The sequence below is a fragment of the Lunatimonas salinarum genome (assembly GCF_017811155.1).
Taxonomy (GTDB): domain Bacteria; phylum Bacteroidota; class Bacteroidia; order Cytophagales; family Cyclobacteriaceae; genus Lunatimonas; species Lunatimonas salinarum.
In genome coordinates this window covers 28,625-44,785 of the sequence record NZ_JACVCV010000015.1, presented here as the reverse complement: position 1 = coordinate 44,785, position 16,161 = coordinate 28,625, and the positions used below count along the sequence as shown (strand labels likewise).

Annotated in this window: 11 protein-coding genes; 5 read left to right on the top strand and 6 right to left on the bottom strand. The window is 47.0% G+C overall.

The window, feature by feature from the left end; all coding sequences use genetic code 11:
- Positions 1-61: 61 nt before the first annotated feature.
- The gene (locus IAQ59_RS16920) at positions 62-4,327 is read right to left on the bottom strand and encodes a DUF7507 domain-containing protein (RefSeq protein WP_209332025.1); all 4,266 of its coding nucleotides are present in this window, start codon (positions 4,325-4,327) and stop codon (positions 62-64) included.
- A 444-nt stretch (positions 4,328-4,771) separates the two neighbouring features.
- Here IAQ59_RS16920 and recQ point away from each other — a divergent pair, with 444 nt between their 5' ends.
- The 4 genes from recQ to IAQ59_RS16900 all read left to right on the top strand — a co-directional run bounded on the left by recQ (position 4,772) and on the right by IAQ59_RS16900 (position 11,108).
- Entirely contained in the window at positions 4,772-6,916 is a 2,145-nt protein-coding gene (gene recQ, locus IAQ59_RS16915; protein ID WP_209332024.1) for a DNA helicase RecQ, read from the top strand.
- A gap of 179 nt (positions 6,917-7,095) precedes the next feature.
- Positions 7,096-7,902 carry a glutamate racemase gene (gene murI, locus IAQ59_RS16910; RefSeq protein WP_209332023.1) on the top strand — a complete coding sequence of 269 codons (807 nt, stop codon included), beginning with the start codon at positions 7,096-7,098 and terminating at the stop codon, positions 7,900-7,902.
- A gap of 178 nt (positions 7,903-8,080) precedes the next feature.
- Entirely contained in the window at positions 8,081-9,961 is a 1,881-nt protein-coding gene (locus tag IAQ59_RS16905) for an amidophosphoribosyltransferase (RefSeq protein ID WP_209332022.1), read from the top strand.
- Between the two features lie 94 nt (positions 9,962-10,055).
- Entirely contained in the window at positions 10,056-11,108 is a 1,053-nt protein-coding gene (locus IAQ59_RS16900; RefSeq protein WP_209332021.1) for a M42 family metallopeptidase, read from the top strand.
- Positions 11,109-11,149: 41 nt separating this feature from the next.
- Here the strand turns inward: IAQ59_RS16900 and IAQ59_RS16895 are convergent, their stop codons facing one another.
- Positions 11,150-11,599 carry a hypothetical protein gene (locus IAQ59_RS16895; RefSeq protein ID WP_209332020.1) on the bottom strand — a complete coding sequence of 150 codons (450 nt, stop codon included), beginning with the start codon at positions 11,597-11,599 and terminating at the stop codon, positions 11,150-11,152.
- Positions 11,596-12,195, bottom strand: a complete 600-nt coding sequence (locus tag IAQ59_RS16890; protein WP_209332019.1) for an acyl carrier protein phosphodiesterase — start codon at positions 12,193-12,195, stop codon at positions 11,596-11,598. Before IAQ59_RS16890 ends, IAQ59_RS16895 begins: the two co-directional genes overlap by 4 nt.
- Positions 12,196-12,256: 61 nt before the next feature.
- On the opposite strand from IAQ59_RS16890, the gene IAQ59_RS16885 reads away from it, so the two are divergent.
- Positions 12,257-14,191 carry an AAA domain-containing protein gene (locus tag IAQ59_RS16885; protein ID WP_209332018.1) on the top strand — a complete coding sequence of 645 codons (1,935 nt, stop codon included), beginning with the start codon at positions 12,257-12,259 and terminating at the stop codon, positions 14,189-14,191.
- Between the two features lie 54 nt (positions 14,192-14,245).
- On the opposite strand, the gene IAQ59_RS16880 is transcribed toward IAQ59_RS16885, so the two are convergent.
- The 3 genes from IAQ59_RS16880 to IAQ59_RS16870 all read right to left on the bottom strand — a co-directional run bounded on the left by IAQ59_RS16880 (position 14,246) and on the right by IAQ59_RS16870 (position 15,991).
- A complete protein-coding gene (locus IAQ59_RS16880) occupies positions 14,246-14,803 on the bottom strand; it encodes a hypothetical protein (RefSeq protein ID WP_209332017.1) in 558 nt (185 codons plus the stop codon).
- A gap of 88 nt (positions 14,804-14,891) precedes the next feature.
- Complete coding sequence (locus IAQ59_RS16875) at positions 14,892-15,410, bottom strand: DUF4924 family protein (RefSeq protein WP_209332016.1); 519 nt, start codon at positions 15,408-15,410, stop codon at positions 14,892-14,894.
- Between the two features lie 11 nt (positions 15,411-15,421).
- Positions 15,422-15,991, bottom strand: a complete 570-nt coding sequence (locus tag IAQ59_RS16870) for a hypothetical protein (protein WP_245189673.1) — start codon at positions 15,989-15,991, stop codon at positions 15,422-15,424.
- Between the last annotated feature and the right edge of the window lie 170 nt (positions 15,992-16,161).

The following is a 16,161-nucleotide window of genomic DNA, read 5'->3' as shown; positions in this document are numbered from 1 at the left end:
GCAATTCAGCAAGCGGTGAAGGATTATTGGCAGTACTGAAGCATCCCAAGCTCCAAACCGATTATTCCACCACAAATACGCCGCCTCGTTCGGTGACTACTTCGCCATGTCCTTTGACACCATAGCGCAGCTGAACAGAGTAAGAACCGGTGATGGCCCGCTTTCCATGGATGGTTCCGTCCCAAATGCAGGAAGATGGCTTACCTGAGACCGGAGCACTATCTTTGCAAAAGTAGATCAGTTCACCCCATCGGTTTTGGATAGTCACCTCCAGCCATTCGACCAAATTGTCGGGATAAATCACAAACGTTTGTTCGGGGTTACCGGGTGATACCGCATTGGGATAGCGTAGGGTGGATTTGCACTTATCTTCCACTTCAAATTCAACACTATATTCGCAGCCAGCCTGATCTGTAGCTAGCAAAGTATACGCACCTTCCGCTTCGACGGAGAAAAGTGGGGCATTGCTCACCAAAATGCCTTCTCTATACCAGGCTGCTTGGGCAAAATCATTGCCTGCCTGTAGGGTTACCCCCACTTTTTTGGCTGAACAGATGCTGTATAGCGGTTCTAAAACGGGGGCAAGTACATTGGTTTTTTTGACAGATACGTGCCCTTCCGCAACTCTGCATCCTTCCGGATCCGTAAGGGTAGCGATATAGTCTCCCTCGGTTTCTACAAATAGTAATTCATAGCCCTGCGCCCAAGGCAATAGAACTTCCTTGCCCTCTTCTAATAGGTACCAGTTTACCAACAATCCTTGTGAATCCAATTCGATGGTGCTAAATGCCTGGTCTCCGCAGAATGGCGTGACGTTGAAGTTGAGGTCGGAAGGCTGAGTGATGGTAGCCTGAAAGGTTTTCGACGTTTGGCACTTGCTGCCGCTAGGATCCGATCCCCAAAGGGTATAGGTGCCACTTTGAGCCAGTTCATAACTGTTTCCTTGTCCTGGGCGAATGACGGCACCGTCGGGCCCATGGAGAATATAGGTTAGTTGCAGGGAGTAGTCCGGCAGGAATGTGTAAGATAAACACGCATCGATAAGGTCAGGAACGGTAAACTCAACCGTTTCCTTTTTTTTGACTTCATAGGACTCGTCTATAAGATGCTCATAGCCCCCTGGGGGGATGAGTGTCATCCGGTAGGTCCCCACAGGAACGTTAATGCTCAGCAAGTTTTCTTGCTCAAATCCTCCGCTGTATTCACTCCCGTCTTCCTCACTTACCAGTCGGTAACTCCCGCTTTGGCGGGTAGAAAGGAATTTCAGTTCGATCTTCCCAGTGGGACTGCCTAGATTTGGACAGTTTTCGTCGAAGGGAGTGATCTGGAAATCCAGAAACCCTTTAGGCAATCGGTAAATAGTAGTATGCTCCTCATCGATCACTTGGCTAAATTCATTCGCATGTCCTACCGTGTGGGTGTAGTTGTATACGTTGCCATTAGTTAAGTCCTCCGAGGTAATCGTATAGGTGACCGTGAAAGTCAACTGTTCCCCGACCTCCAAAAGCGGGATTTCCCAAGATGAATTATTCCGGCTTTCTGTTAACTGCACGTCGAAAAGTGCTACTTTCCCTGTGTTTTTTAACTCAATGGTGTAGGTAATTACCTCTCCTACAGTGCTATAAGTCTGAATGTCCGTATGAATGCTGACGTTGATGTCACCGTTTAGGCTGCAATCCTGCACGTCTATGTGCACCTCTCGACGAAGGCTCTCGCACTCATCTTCCTTGGATTGACTTACCCAAACGGTATATATTCCAGGCACTGACATGTCCACCGATGGAATACCGGAGATTGGATCGCTATCGGGATCGTTGTCGGGATAGTAAATCAAGTGATAGATCCCATTGTGTTGTATTCCGTAGTTTAAAACGGATTCCTCGCTGCATACCCGTTGATCAAAGACGTTGGGCGATGGCGATCTGGGCAGTACATTTATTCTCACGGGTATCCGTTGGCCGGTGCAGGTAATCGATGGGCCTTCTGCTATCCAGACAGTATCTACGCCGATCAAACTGGTATTCACTTTGTATTCGTAAAAAGGACTGTTATTTTGTTCATCCGAAAAATAAAAGATAGAGAATCCCGTCCGTGTGGGTTTAATCAACGTACTCAGGTCTACAGGGGAATCTCCTCGACAGAAATCCGGGAGGTCAATGGTTCCCAAACCCGGAACCAGTTCTATATCTCCACATTGAGCCTCTACAAATTCCGATACGCCCGTAAGTGTGAGCTCCAGGGGATCTACGATCTCCCTGCCCACACAGTCGTCTTTCTCGATTCCTTGGATAAAGGGGATATTGGCAAAGGTACTCTGGGTGGTTTTTCCGGTACCATAGATCCCTCCTCGGACGGCAATGGTCGATTCACATTGGCTAGTTGCCAAGATATTACAATCCTCGGTAACCTTGAGCGTATACTGCAGAGAGGCTATCGGCAAGTCGGAATTGGCAACCAACGGCACCGGTCCGATTTCCCAAATCAAGGAACCTGCTACGCCTAAATCCGGGTTAAAAAGGATGGTTCCGTAGTCGGAAGGAATCGTTTGGGCATCTACGAATGCGGTGTTGTAGGGGAGGGGAATGACGACATGGGTTTCAGACGTTTCTTCGTTTCCGCGGTTTCTGATTCCCAAAGTAAAGCCCATCTCTTCTCCGGGCTTTACCGATGGGTCTTCACCGGGAAGTGTACCGTTTATAGCGGTCAGCTGATTCAATGCCTGAATTTCCGGAACGTAACTGCGTACCGAGAATGCCATAGCGTAGATGTTGTAGATATCCTGCTTGGTTCCGAAGCGAAACCGTGTTGATTTCTGACCATTTCCTATGATCGAGTTGTCAGGATTGGGGATTTCCCATTGGACGATGTCTATGCCCGTATTGTTCAATAATTCTGGGTTCCTGGGATTTTGTACCAAGAAACCGTCGCGATCGGCAACGGGGGTGTAGATGGAAGAATTGAAAAAATTATTGACAGTGTTGAGAGGATGGCTTAAGCGCGTCCACTCGCCTTGTTGGTTGATGATCTCTAAAAAATCCCCTTCAATCGTCCGGTCTCCTTCTCCGGCCATCACTCCGAGCTTTAGGTTTACCGGCCCCTGATTGACGGTCTCGAAGCCCGCTATACTGAATTCACCACTCTGTTCTGCAAAGTTAAGTGCCTGCACCAATGAATACCCGTCAAATATGGTCACGTCCCTCCAGTGCATTTCGGGGTTTTGGTACACCACGATCAATCCCCAGTGTCCGAAATTGCCGGTGGCATCTCCCATACCACCGGTCAATGCCAAGTCTGCAACGGTATACTCACCCGGGCCCTGCGTTTTTACATACTGGGTGATATCCGTGTATCCGACGTACATGTCCGAAAGTTCTCCTACGGGGAATAGAATCTGGTTTCCAGTTGCGGTGATTTCGGTATACTCCGAGGCGGAAGGTCCCTTTATTTTTACTTTACGCTTGTCAAATTGTTTGATCTGGGGTAACTGGGGGATATAGGTTCCTGAAAGGGTGACCTCCATCGAGTTAAGCTCATTCCTGATTGTATGATAATCGGTGCCGGATGTACGGGTGATCTTATCCACCTGGTAATGCATGCCATTTTCGGAAAAAGTGACCGGGTCAAAGATAGCGGTGATGGTTGAATCCGTTTCACTGATTTTTAGACCGGTAACAGGCTGCATGTTATCTGTTCCTCCAATACCAAAGCGAACCCTGTCGGTTCCGTGATTTCTGAATTCAAATGCAATGTCATCCAAGCCTGCTGTTGAAACCAGCAAAAACATTGGGAAAAGCGAATAGTCCTCCTCTTCGTCCAAAGGAAACGAATAGGAGAAATAGTTGGAATAATGAAGGCTGTCATCAGTGTATAGCTGTTGGATAGTCTTGTCGATTTCCTGCGGTTGCCCAGGCACGTAGCCTTGCAGTACGTCAAAGCTTATTCCAAGCCCTTGTTTGGCTCTACCCGACCAATAAAGCCCAGCGTAAAGAATGTCTGAACAGGAAGGGACAGCGCCGTTTTCCTCCGAAAAAACCAAGGTGGCCGAGGAGGAATTTGCCGTCGTGGGATCTTGATCTATGTCTACAAAGACCATCTCCTTAAGGGAATTTTCTCTGTTGTCATCATAATCGGCAAGCGTCAAATTGGCGTTTCCGATAATCGCAAAGTCGCCCTTGATACGAAAAAGGTTGTTTTCCGGAGCGGGGTTCCCAACCCGCTGTCGAAAGGGAAGCCTGTTTTCAACCTGTGCCTCTGCCGTGATAATCGGCAGTAGCAAACCTAAAAACGTGGCTACAAAAGTCCAGCAAAAACGTTTTTTAAAAATCATTACAGTCCCGGTGTGAGCGGGGTAAACGAACCAATAATTTCTTGACCGGAAAAATACAGGTAACCGTAAAAATCCGTCTGTAAGTTATCAATATTTTTTTGTAATTGTGAGGCACGTATACCTGTTTAATGGCTATTTTTTTTTTACTAGTCTTTCGGAAGGTCCTATGCATCTGCCTTTTTGACCCAAGGGGTAGGTATGGGGATTGTTTTTAGTTAAATGTATGGGCTGTTTCGGCTAAGTATAAATCTACTTTAGGTAGATGCCTTTCGGTTGATCCCCAAGGGTATGTATGTGATCGAACTGACCGTGGAGATGGAGGTTTCAGGTCTGAAAGGAATCAAAAAGTAGCTGCCCGTGAATTTTTACGCAAGGGTATCTTTCTTCATTGAGTGGATTTTTTTTAAATTGGTGGTTTCATCTGTTTCCTAAATCGTGTTTAAAATGACTCCATTGCAGGTATTGACTGATTTTTTTGGCTACAGTAAGTTTCGCGGTAGCCAAGAAGCAGTGATAACGGCGATGCTGCAGGGGAAGGATAGCATCGCGCTAATGCCGACGGGAGCGGGTAAGTCGGTATGTTATCAGGTGCCCGCCATGGTGTTGTCTGGGCTCACGTTGGTCATTTCTCCGCTGATTGCCTTGATGAAAGATCAGGTGGATGCATTAAATGGGCTAGGCATACCGGCCACGTTCATCAATTCGACCCAGAGCGTGAGCGAGCAGCGCTTTATTTCCGAACAGGTATTGCAGGGAAAGGTGAAATTGCTCTATGTTGCACCCGAGAGGCTTTTTTCCGGATCAAATGGATGGATGGGGTTTTTGAAAAAGGCGAACCTCTGCCTGGTGGCCGTAGACGAAGCGCACTGTGTATCCCAATGGGGGCATGATTTTCGCCCGGAATACCTTAAGATTGGCTTGCTGCGAGAGGCCTTTCCCGATATCCCTTTTTTGGCACTCACTGCTACGGCCGATCCCCAAACCCGCCGGGATATCGCCGAGAAATTGGCGCTGAGGAATCCTCAATGGTTTATCTCCTCCTTTGACCGTCCCAATATCTCTTATCAGGTAGCGCTTCGCAGCGATGCCTTTCAAAAGCTGACCGGATTTCTCTCCGGCCGATCCGAGGATTCCGGCATCATCTACTGCCTCTCCCGAAAGAGCGTGGAAGAAACAGCTGAAAAGTTAGCCGCTCTGGGATTCAGTGCGCTGCCTTACCATGCCGGCCTGGACAAGGAGGTTAGAGATCGGCACCAGGAACTGTTTATCAAGGATGAAGTAAAGATCATGGTGGCCACAATCGCTTTTGGAATGGGTATAGATAAGTCCAATGTGCGGTTTGTCGTTCACATGAATATGCCGCAAAGCATTGAGTCTTATTATCAAGAAACGGGGCGGGCAGGGCGTGATGGATTGCCTAGCGAAGCGTTGTTGTTTTACAGCTATGGAGATAGCGTCACGCTTACCCGCATGATTGAAAATGCGGAAAACCCCGAATATGTAAACGTAGCCAAAGCTAAATTGGCTAAAATGGTCCAGTTCTGCCAGCTAAGTAGCTGTAGAAGGCGTTTTTTATTGACTTACTTTGGGGAAAAGCCCAGCGAAGACTGTGGCAATTGTGACGTTTGCTTCCGGGCGGGAAAGCAGTTGGATGCTACTATTCCTGCGCAAATGTTCCTTTCCACGGTAGTCCGCTTGGGGGAAAGCTTTGGTATGGGCTATGTTATTTTGGTGCTGAGGGGATCTGCGTCAGCTAAGATTCAGGAAGCGCACAAGTCCTTAAGTGTGTTTGGAATCGGAAAAGGCCAAACCGAGGATCACTGGAAAAAGCTGGGCAACTCGTTGGTGCGGGAGGGTTACTTGATAAGTGCAGGCGATCCCTATCCGGTGCTCTCCCTAAGTCCGCTAGCTTGGGAAAAGTTAAAGAGCAAGGAGAAAATTCAGCTGGCACTCGAAAGCGATGAATTTAGGAAAGGTCTTGTAGGCGAGGAAAGTTACGATAAGGGATTGTTTGAGAAGCTGAAAAACTTGCGGTTTAGCCTTGCTCGCAAACTGGGCGTACCACCATACCTGGTGTTTTCAGATGCGACTCTCGTGGAGATGGCAGTACATTATCCACAGGATTCTTCGGCATTCCGGATGATCCATGGAGTAGGGCAACTAAAGGCAGAGCGGTTTGGCGATGATTTTCTGCGTGTAATCCGAAACTACGTCGTAGAGAACCAGCTAAAGCCGAAGCGAACGATCACCGTGTCCGTGAAGAAGTCCGGCAGAAGCGTTCCTGCGGATACGGTTTACCAAACCCTTAAGCTTTTTGAAAGGGGCATGGATGCTGAGGGAATTGCCGTTGAGCGGGGTCTCAGTCCTCGGACGGTGGAAGGACACTTGGTGGAGCTGGTAGAGCAGGGTAAAATACCGGTTGGCAGTTTTCTGACGGTGGACGAGATGGAGGAGATTCTGGGGGAACACCGAAAGCAGGAAAGCGGATTCCTCAAGCCATTGAAGGAGTTTTTTGGGGATAAATACAGCTATTTTGACCTTCGATTGGCTGTCGCCCATCATACCTACTCCAAGCGAACGCTGGAATGAGGATTCCATTTACTTTCAACCTGCGCTTTTATTGAGGTTATCCTACATGAGGTGATAATATTTTGTATATTTGTACCTCGTAATATATTCTTCACTCTCTGCTTGCACAGATGCCCCCAAGCCAAGCGCTTGGGGGTTTTTTATAGCCTCTGCGAAAAGAAAAACATGCTTAAATTCGAATGAATGCCAATCAGCCAATAGGTGTTTTTGACTCAGGAATCGGCGGGTTAACAGTCGCAAAGGCTGTCCGAAAATTATTGCCCCGAGAGCGGTTGATTTATTTCGGGGATACGGCCCATTTGCCCTATGGAGATAAAAGTACCGCAGCGATTCAGGCTTATTCGGTGAAAATTGTAGATGTGCTACTGCAGGCAGGCTGTAAATTGATTTTGATTGCCTGCAATTCTGCTTCTGCAGCTGCCTTTGAGCTGGTAAAGGAATACGCTGGGTCGAGAGCACATGTTGTTAATGTGATCGATCCGGTGGTATCGCATCTAGGTATCTATCATGCAGGGCAAAAAGTAGGGCTGATAGGCACCAAACAAACGATAAACTCAGGTGTTTACACCAAAAAGGTGGACTCCCTTCATGCAGGCATCGTTTTACAGGCGTTAGCTACGCCGCTGCTGGCACCTATGATCGAAGAGGGTTTTCAGCGGGACGAGGTGAGTGATACCATCATCCAATCCTATTTGAACCAGGAAGATCTTCACGGTATACAAGCATTGGTGCTCGGATGTACGCACTACCCCTTGATCAAAAGGCAGATCGACGCCTATTTTGCCCATCAAGTAGCCATCATCGACAGCTCCGAGATTGTGGCACGTGCGGTGAAGGAATTTCTGGAAACCCGGGAGCTTTTGAATGAAGGGCCCACAGGAGAAGATCGGTTTTTGGTGTCAGATTTCACCGCTGCGTTTCAGCATGCCACCTCCCTGTTTTTTGGGAAATCGGTCAAGCTAGAGCGGTATGCTCTTTGGGAATAGTATTCGTTTTCGTCATAAAATTTCCTAAGCGTTAGTTTAAAGGTCGGAATGCAAAATTTTTTTACAGGAATCTGAGGGGCTTGGATTTATTTTTTGATAAAGCATGTTGTCCTTTTTCTAGAATTTAATTCTAAAAAAATCCGTTAACTTTGTTCCCATATTACTTTCCATACGACCTATGAGTGATCAGATCAAACACGAGTGCGGAATAGCCATGATCAGGCTTAGGAAACCCCTTCAATATTATATTGATAAATACAATACGCCGCTATATGCAGCAAACCGCCTGTACGTGTTGATGCAAAAGCAGATCAACCGGGGTCAAGATGGTGCTGGGGTGGCCAATATCAAGATCAACACCTGCCCAGGTACGCGCTACATCAGTCGGTACCGATCGATAGAGTCGGATGCGGTAACCAATATTTTTGGAAAGATCGCCAAGAAATTCAAGAAGGCCAAGAAGGTCGGGACACAAGAAGATCTGGAAAATGCGGACTGGATCAAGGAAAACATTGCGTTTAGTGGAGAAGTTTGGCTGGGACACCTGCGTTACGGTACTCATGGGGAAAACAGCATTGAAACCTGTCACCCCTTTCTAAGGCAGAATAACTGGCGAAGCCGGAATCTGGTCATGGCAGGTAATTTCAACATGACCAATGTGGAAGAGCTTTTTGGCAATCTCGTCAAATTAGGTCAGCACCCGAAGGAAAAAACCGATACGGTCACGGTAATGGAAAAGATCGGACACTTTCTAGACGAGGAAAATCAGCGAATCTTTGATAAATACAGAGGCTTACCGAATAAGGACATTACCGAATATATTGAGCAGGAGTTGGACGTGGCACGAATATTACGCCGCAGCTGCCGCGATTTTGATGGGGGTTATGCCATGGCGGGCCTGATTGGTAACGGAGCCAGTTTTGTGGTTCGTGATCCAATCGGCATCCGACCGGCATATTACTATGCGGATGATGAGATCGTTGTGATAGCCTCCGAAAAGCCTCCTATCAAGACAGCGTTTAACATCGAATACAGTGCGATAAAGGAAATACAGCCGGGTCATGCGCTCATTGTTAACAAGGATGGAAGCTACGGGGAATTTGAGATCCTGCCGCCGAAGGAAAAGAAGTCGTGTAGTTTTGAGCGGATCTATTTTTCCAGAGGTACAGACCCGGATATTTATCAGGAAAGAAAGAAGCTCGGCAGGGCACTGGTGCCACAGATTCTCAAGGCCATCGATTTTGACGTAAAAAACACCGTCTTTTCATACATTCCAAATACCGCGGAGACCTCCTTTTATGGTATGATCGAAGGCTTGGAAGACTATCTTTGCACCAAGCGAAAAGAAGTATTGCTAGAGGGGAAACCACACTTGGATGATTTGGAAGAGCTGCTGAGTTTTCGACCCAGGGTGGAAAAGCTTGTGGCTAAGGACGTGAAACTCCGAACCTTTATTACCAATGACAATGACCGGGATGTGATGGTTTCCAATGTGTATGACACCACCTATGAGGTGATTCGTCCTGGATTGGACACCATTGTGGTGATAGACGATAGTATTGTGCGGGGAACTACCTTGGAGAAAAGCATCCTGACCACGTTAGACAAGTTAAATCCCAAGAGGATCATCATCGTATCTTCCGCTCCCCAGATCCGTTTTCCGGATTGTTATGGGATCGATATGTCAAAGATGAAAGAATTCATTGCTTTTCGCGGTGCAGTGGCTTTGCTCAAGGAACGGGGCCAAGATTATGTGTTGGATCAGGTCAAAGATAAATGCCTTGCTTATCCGAATGCCCAAGAAAACTTTGTCAAGGAAATCTACGCCAACTTTACCGATCAGGAGATTTCAGATAAAATCGCCCAGATCATCACATCCGATACCATTAAGGCGGAGGTGACTGTGATTTATCAAACGGTTGCAAATCTCAACTTGGCCTGTCCGGATCATTTAGGCGACTGGTATTTTACTGGTAACTTTCCCACACATGGAGGCATGAAGGTGGTAAACCGGGCCTTTCTCAACTACATGGAGGGAAAGGGTGTAAGAGCCTATTGATAGCAATCTGCTCCCCATGGTTTGTCCAGGTAGTAGGCAGCTGCCTATTTTGCCAATAGACTTGTTTCGATGAAATTAGTAACCCTTACACATCATGAGCATCAATATAGAGCTGTTAAAGAAAATCTGTGAACTACCGGGGGCTCCGGGATTTGAAAAGAAGGTTCGGGATTTTATCTTGGCCGAAGTCAGTCCCTTGGTAGACACCGTGGAGATAGACAACATGGGAAATATCATTGCCGTGAAAGAGGGAAGTCGAAACCCTGAAAAAAAGCGTGTAATGGTCGCCGCCCATATGGATGAAATAGGCTTTATTGTCACGCATATAGATGAAAACGGTTTTCTCCGTTTTCATACCTTGGGTGGTTTTGATCCAAAGACGCTGACAGCACAGCGGGTCATTGTACATGGAAAGAAAGACCTAGTGGGTGTGATGGGCAGCAAGCCCATACATGTGATGACACAGGAGGAGCGGCTGAAGCTACCTAAAACCACCGATTTTTTCATAGACCTGGGCATGAAGAAGGAAGAGGTAGAGAAATACGTTACGGTAGGGGATCCCATCACGAGGGAACGAGAGCTGATCGAAATGGGTGATTGCGTAAATTGCAAGTCCATAGATAACCGGGTAGCGGTTTTTATCCTCCTAGAAGCGCTACGAACCCTCAAAGATCCGGCTTACGATGTATACGCCACCTTTACCGTACAGGAAGAGGTGGGTCTACGGGGAGCCAGTGTCTCTGCGCATTTGATTAATCCGGATTTTGGAATCGCCCTGGATACGACCATAGCCTATGACGTGCCGGGGGCCTCACCCCATGAGAAAATTACAGAGCTCGGAAAGGGTACTGCGATTAAAATCATGGACGGATCTGCCATATGTGACTACCGGATGGTCTCGTTTATGAAAGAGACAGCCAATGAACGTGGAATTCTGTGGCAGCCGGAAATTTTGACTGCCGGAGGTACTGATACCGCAGGCGTGCAACGCATGGGCAAACAGGGGGCTATTGCGGGTGCCATTTCCATTCCAACCCGACATCTACACCAAGTGATTGAAATGGCGCACAAAGAAGACGTTGCAGCCAGTATTGATTTGCTAAAGGCATGCTTGGAAAAAATCGATAAGTTTGACTGGAGCCATTGATTTTCAGTAAGGTTTTTCGCGTTGCCAAATCCCGGAGGAAATTAATTTTTAATCTTTTTCTTCGGGATTTTTCGTTGCAGGTATTTTACCAATTCATCGTACCGTTCGTGCTCATGGTTGCTGATGGAAAAAGACGTGTTACGGTCAAAAAGAATGCTTAATTGCTTGAATTGCCGGTTGTTGGCTTTAATGATTTCTTCCTGCCATCCCAGTATGGAGCTGAGGGGATACGTGGCCTTCAGAGACTTTAATGGGATGCGTACCACTAGTTCGTTGTTTCCCGCAGAAATAAATTTAAACCCGGCCATCATCTTGACCAAAAGCATAAGCAAAACGACGGTAATCAGTGTACATCCGATCAGGTAAAACCAAAACGCGTAAGTTCGCCCTCGGGAAAAGTCTACCAGCAGGTATACTAGGCCAGCCGTCAGAATCAGTACGATTAAACCCAGAGAAAGGTAGGTGTTGGTTTTTGGTCTGCAGTGTATCATGGCTTCTGTGATCTAAGCTCCCGTAATCTCTGTTCTGAAAAGCGAATCAGTTCCGGAAAGAAAGCTTTAAAATAACGCTCAAATTCGTTGTGGTGTTTTTCCAGGTACTGCGGTGCTTTTTCCATATGGGATTTGAACGTGGTCCGATAGGAAATCCCAGTCAGTGCACGTTGGATTCCGGAGGTAGTTCCATAAGCAACCAGCCAATTTTCTTTTTGCATATATTTAAAGGTTTCTCGGAACTTAGGCGGGTGGATGGCGGCATGGCTTTGTAATAGTTGATAAACGGACTGCACATACTCCTCCAGCGGTTTTATATGATATGATTGCCAGTTTCTAGCTAGAAAATAGTCAAAAAACATATCCGTGATCACGGATGAATACCTGGCAAAAACGGGTTTCAGCAGTTTTTGCGATTCTTTCACTACGGGGTGCAGATCGGTGTACCGGTCTATGGCCCGGTGCAATTGTATTCCCACGATAATTTCCGAATCAAACTGTTTCGTAAGGTCTCCCTTTACAAAATCGCCTATAAAATTGCCTACCAGTACCTTTGGTTGGTCAAATGACAAATATGCGTGTGCAAGAAAATTCACAAAGAATAAAACAATTAACTTTGGCGACTGCTATAATAAGTACGACGGGTAAGCAAACAACATGGCAAATATACAGGAAGAATTAGTAATCGTTAAAAATCTTTTAAGGACGGAATGGAAAGAGGATTTAGAGCAGTATAAACGACGTACCTGGGGCAAGTCCATTGTCGAAAGAAAAACGGCGGGAACCTGTTGGTATCCCGTGCAGGTACAGCGGGTAAGGGCAGGGTTGGCGGATAAGGTGATGATCGAAGTGCGGCAAAATGGGAGTACCCCGTCCCATGGTTTTCAGTCGGGAAAGTCGGTCGCGTTGTTTTCCAATACGGGTGAGGGCGACAGCTCCAAAGACAGCCTGAATGGGGTGGTCAATTATGTCAAGGGTGACGCTATGATGTTAACGTTAGGCGTGGAGACCCCTCCGGACTGGCTTTATGAGGGGAAATTGGGTGTGGATTTGCTATTTGACGAAAACACTTACCGCCAAATGGAATCTACACTAAACGCCGTGTTGCGGGCCGAATCTGGGCGATTGGCTACGCTTAAGAGCGTGCTATTGGGAGAGCAGCAGGCAGCGTTTGAGGAGCATTCGGAACAGCATTACCAACCTGAAGGCCTAAATGAAGGTCAATCCGAAGCGGTTCGATTAGTTGAAAGGGCCAAGGATGTTGCCGTTATTCACGGTCCTCCCGGCACCGGCAAGACCACGACATTGGTGGCGGCCATTTTGGAGGTACTTAAAGGACATGTCCAGGTGCTGGTGTGCGCTCCCAGCAACACAGCGGTAGACCTTCTGGTAGAAAAGTTGTCAGACGCTGGCCTGGAAACCTTGAGAATCGGTCATCCTGCCCGGGTGGATGATCAGATCATCAGTCAGACCCTCGACGCCAAGATTTCCACGCATCCAAGCTATAAGGATCTAAAAAAACTCAAGAAATCCCATGCAGAACTGAAGCGGCAAGCTGGAAAATACAAAAGGCATTTTGGAGCAGCGGAAAGGGGCCAAAAGCAGCGTCTGTACGATGAGTCCCGCCGGGTTAAGGAAGAAATTACACATTTGGAGGATTATATTCGGTTTGATGTGCTGCAGCAGGCTCGGGTGATCGCTACCACGCTGTCAGGCGCAGCTTCTACGGTACTTAAGGGGATGCGATTTCCGGTGGTATTTATCGACGAGGCCTCTCAAGGATTGGAGCCGGCGACTTGGATTCCGTTGCTTATCAGCGACAAGGTAATTATGGCCGGTGACCACCGCCAACTGCCCCCGACGGTGAAGTCACTGGAGGCTGCCAAGAAGGGATTGAGCGAGACCTTATTTGAAAAAGTGATAGCCCGGCAAGCCAAGGCTTCCTGTATGCTTTGGACACAATATAGAATGCCTGATACCATCATGGGCTTTTCCAGTCGGTATTTTTACCAAAATAAGTTGATTGCCGCCCCCAATACGGCGTCCCATCAGCTCGGGGATGAGCCGATCCTGACATTTATCGATACCGCCGGAAGCGGTTACACAGAGTTTACTGACAAGGAAACCTTGAGCACACGCAATAACGAGGAAGGCAGGTTTAGCCTGCAGGTGCTGACTGACCTGGTGAAACGGGTAGGAAATAAGGTTTTTAAGGAAAACGGGTGGAACGTTGGTGTCATTTCCCCTTATAGAGCCCAAGTGGAATACCTCAAGGAATTGGTGGCAGGTGAGGATGCTTTTGTTATCCTCCGTTCTCTGGAGACATTGCTTACCATTGACACGATAGACGGGTTTCAGGGGCAGGAGAGGGACCTGATTTTGATCAGTCTGGTAAGAAGTAACCCTGGGGGAGAAATTGGTTTTTTATCGGATGTACGCCGAATGAATGTCGCATTGACCCGGGCAAAGCGTCGGTTGATCGTGGTGGGCGACAGTTCAACGCTGGCAAGCCACCCATTTTATGGACGCTTTTTAGACTATGTGGATGAGAAAGCAGGCTATAGCAGCATCTACGAATGGATGGAAAGCTGAATGGCGGTTTGTCTTGGTTTATGCCATGTAGGCAAGGCAGCTAAAGCTAGATAATTAAAGGGCTTTCAGTTTCTTTTCAATTTCGTTGTCTCGCAGTTCCACCTGTAGGGATTCATTGTCGGCAAAGAGTTGCAGACGTTGGCCAGCTTGCTCCCAAATAAACGTGTCTCCCAAAAGGACCTCTGTAGGATTACCGTATCTTTTGATAAAGTAAGCCTTAAAGTCTTCCAGGTGTGTTTTGGGATTACCTAGATCCTTACGTTCGAAGGTCCAGCGGATTTTATAGAGGTGCTCGTTGAAAAAATGAAGTTTGGTGTCCGATGCTTTGCGTCCATTGAGGTAGTTGGCGGTTGTTCCTTCATAAATTGCCTCTATGATCCCACGGTCTAGGTTTCTGAGGTAACTCTGTGCCATCCACGGATTATTTCGATACACCTGCTCTTTTCCAGTGATAAGGTAAACAGACGGTTTTAGCGGTTCCAAGGGCATGCCAAGCTGAAGCTCATTAATCCAAGCTTCTGTACTTGCGTTGGTTTGTGCCAATGAAGTGGAGAGGTGCATCCAGCATATACCAAAAATGAGCCAAGAGAAATAGCAGAGGTTTGTTTGCATTTGGTTTGGGTTTCGTCTTAGACATCCCAAAGATATGTCAAATTACAAGATACCTGATTAGCCCTTACCTGAATTTGCTAAAAAACGTTCACCTGACATAGGCCTGATCCAGGTATTGAAGGACTTTTCCAAAATGCGTCGTGGCTTCGATAATCGGTTCGGGCACTTCCTTGCCGTGCAGTCGGCTCAGCAACAGGCCATATAACGCATGGATGCACACCTGTATCTCGTGTCCCGGATCCGCTGTTCCAGCGCCCAATACCAGTTCGACCACATGGGGTTTGGCATACTGGTATAAGTCGAAGTAGGTACTATCGGATTTCAATAATTCCCAATGTAATGCGGCAAGCTGATCTACATGTTTTTGAACGCTCGCCAGATGTCCCCGCTGCTCGATCTTTTCGGCTTTCATCTGCGAGCATAAATCGGCAAACCATTCCAAGGTTTGTTTCTTTTCGTCCTCTGAAATGGGGTAATGGGAGACCACATACTGTTTAATATCCGCCAGGCTGAACTGGTAGGATCGGATCAGGTCTTCCATTTGGTACATGTAGAGGAGGTATTCACCGATGCTCTGCTTGAATTTTTGTTGGGCGATTTTTTCCAAGTTAGGACGGGTTAGTTAATGGCAGCTTTCAATTTAGCGAGTTCTTTGGCGAAGTATTCATCCCATTTTTTTTGCATTGCAGGATTTCGCGGCTTGGTAGTCTCTAGGTCGTAGAGTTGATCCATTTGTTTCCAATATCGGAAATGCCCACTGATGAGTTGGTTTAGCTGGCTTTTGTAGTTTTTGGGGTGAAATTGAAAACCTTGAGCATCTTTTACGATACGGTATCCAATGATCTGTGCGATGAGAAAATGCCCATTTTCATGGTGCAGCACCTGCGCCTTAGTGGCCTCATCGTTGGTTGTCAGGAAGTTTTCGGTTACCTGTGAAAGGTCATTTTTATGGTTTACAAGGGCCTTAACCTCCAACTGAACATAGCTGCCTTTTGGGATTACCCGTTTGATTTCGATATCGCAGGTACTTAAGCAAAGTGCGTTGATGCTGCTTTTACCTTGAATGGTCTTCACGGTTTTGAAATCCTTCCATTCCAAAGTTCGTTTGGGAGAAATGGCTACTTTTTCATCGTCATTTATCACCTTTCCTGCCAAGGATCCATGGATCTGAGACAATAAAACAGACAAGAAGGCAACAATTTTGAACGGGGGAAACAGCATGTTTCAAATTTAGGGGAAATAAAATTATATTATAAACAGTCCAAACGGTTTTTAGGTTTGACAGGCAGCAGTAGTGGTAAGAATATAATCGCTGTTACCATTCTAATACCCTAACTATTTACTATTTTTGCACCCAA

Bases quoted from the DNA above. Each gene is read 5' to 3' on its own strand.
- IAQ59_RS16920 (WP_209332025.1), bottom strand. From the start codon at position 4,327: ATGATTTTTAAAAAACGTTTTTGCTGGACTTTTGTAGCCACGTTTTTA.
- recQ (WP_209332024.1), top strand. From the start codon at position 4,772: ATGACTCCATTGCAGGTATTGACTGATTTTTTTGGCTACAGTAAGTTT.
- murI (WP_209332023.1), top strand. From the start codon at position 7,096: ATGAATGCCAATCAGCCAATAGGTGTTTTTGACTCAGGAATCGGCGGG.
- IAQ59_RS16905 (WP_209332022.1), top strand. From the start codon at position 8,081: ATGAGTGATCAGATCAAACACGAGTGCGGAATAGCCATGATCAGGCTT.
- IAQ59_RS16900 (WP_209332021.1), top strand. From the start codon at position 10,056: ATGAGCATCAATATAGAGCTGTTAAAGAAAATCTGTGAACTACCGGGG.
- IAQ59_RS16895 (WP_209332020.1), bottom strand. From the start codon at position 11,599: ATGATACACTGCAGACCAAAAACCAACACCTACCTTTCTCTGGGTTTA.
- IAQ59_RS16885 (WP_209332018.1), top strand. From the start codon at position 12,257: ATGGCAAATATACAGGAAGAATTAGTAATCGTTAAAAATCTTTTAAGG.
- IAQ59_RS16880 (WP_209332017.1), bottom strand. From the start codon at position 14,803: ATGCAAACAAACCTCTGCTATTTCTCTTGGCTCATTTTTGGTATATGC.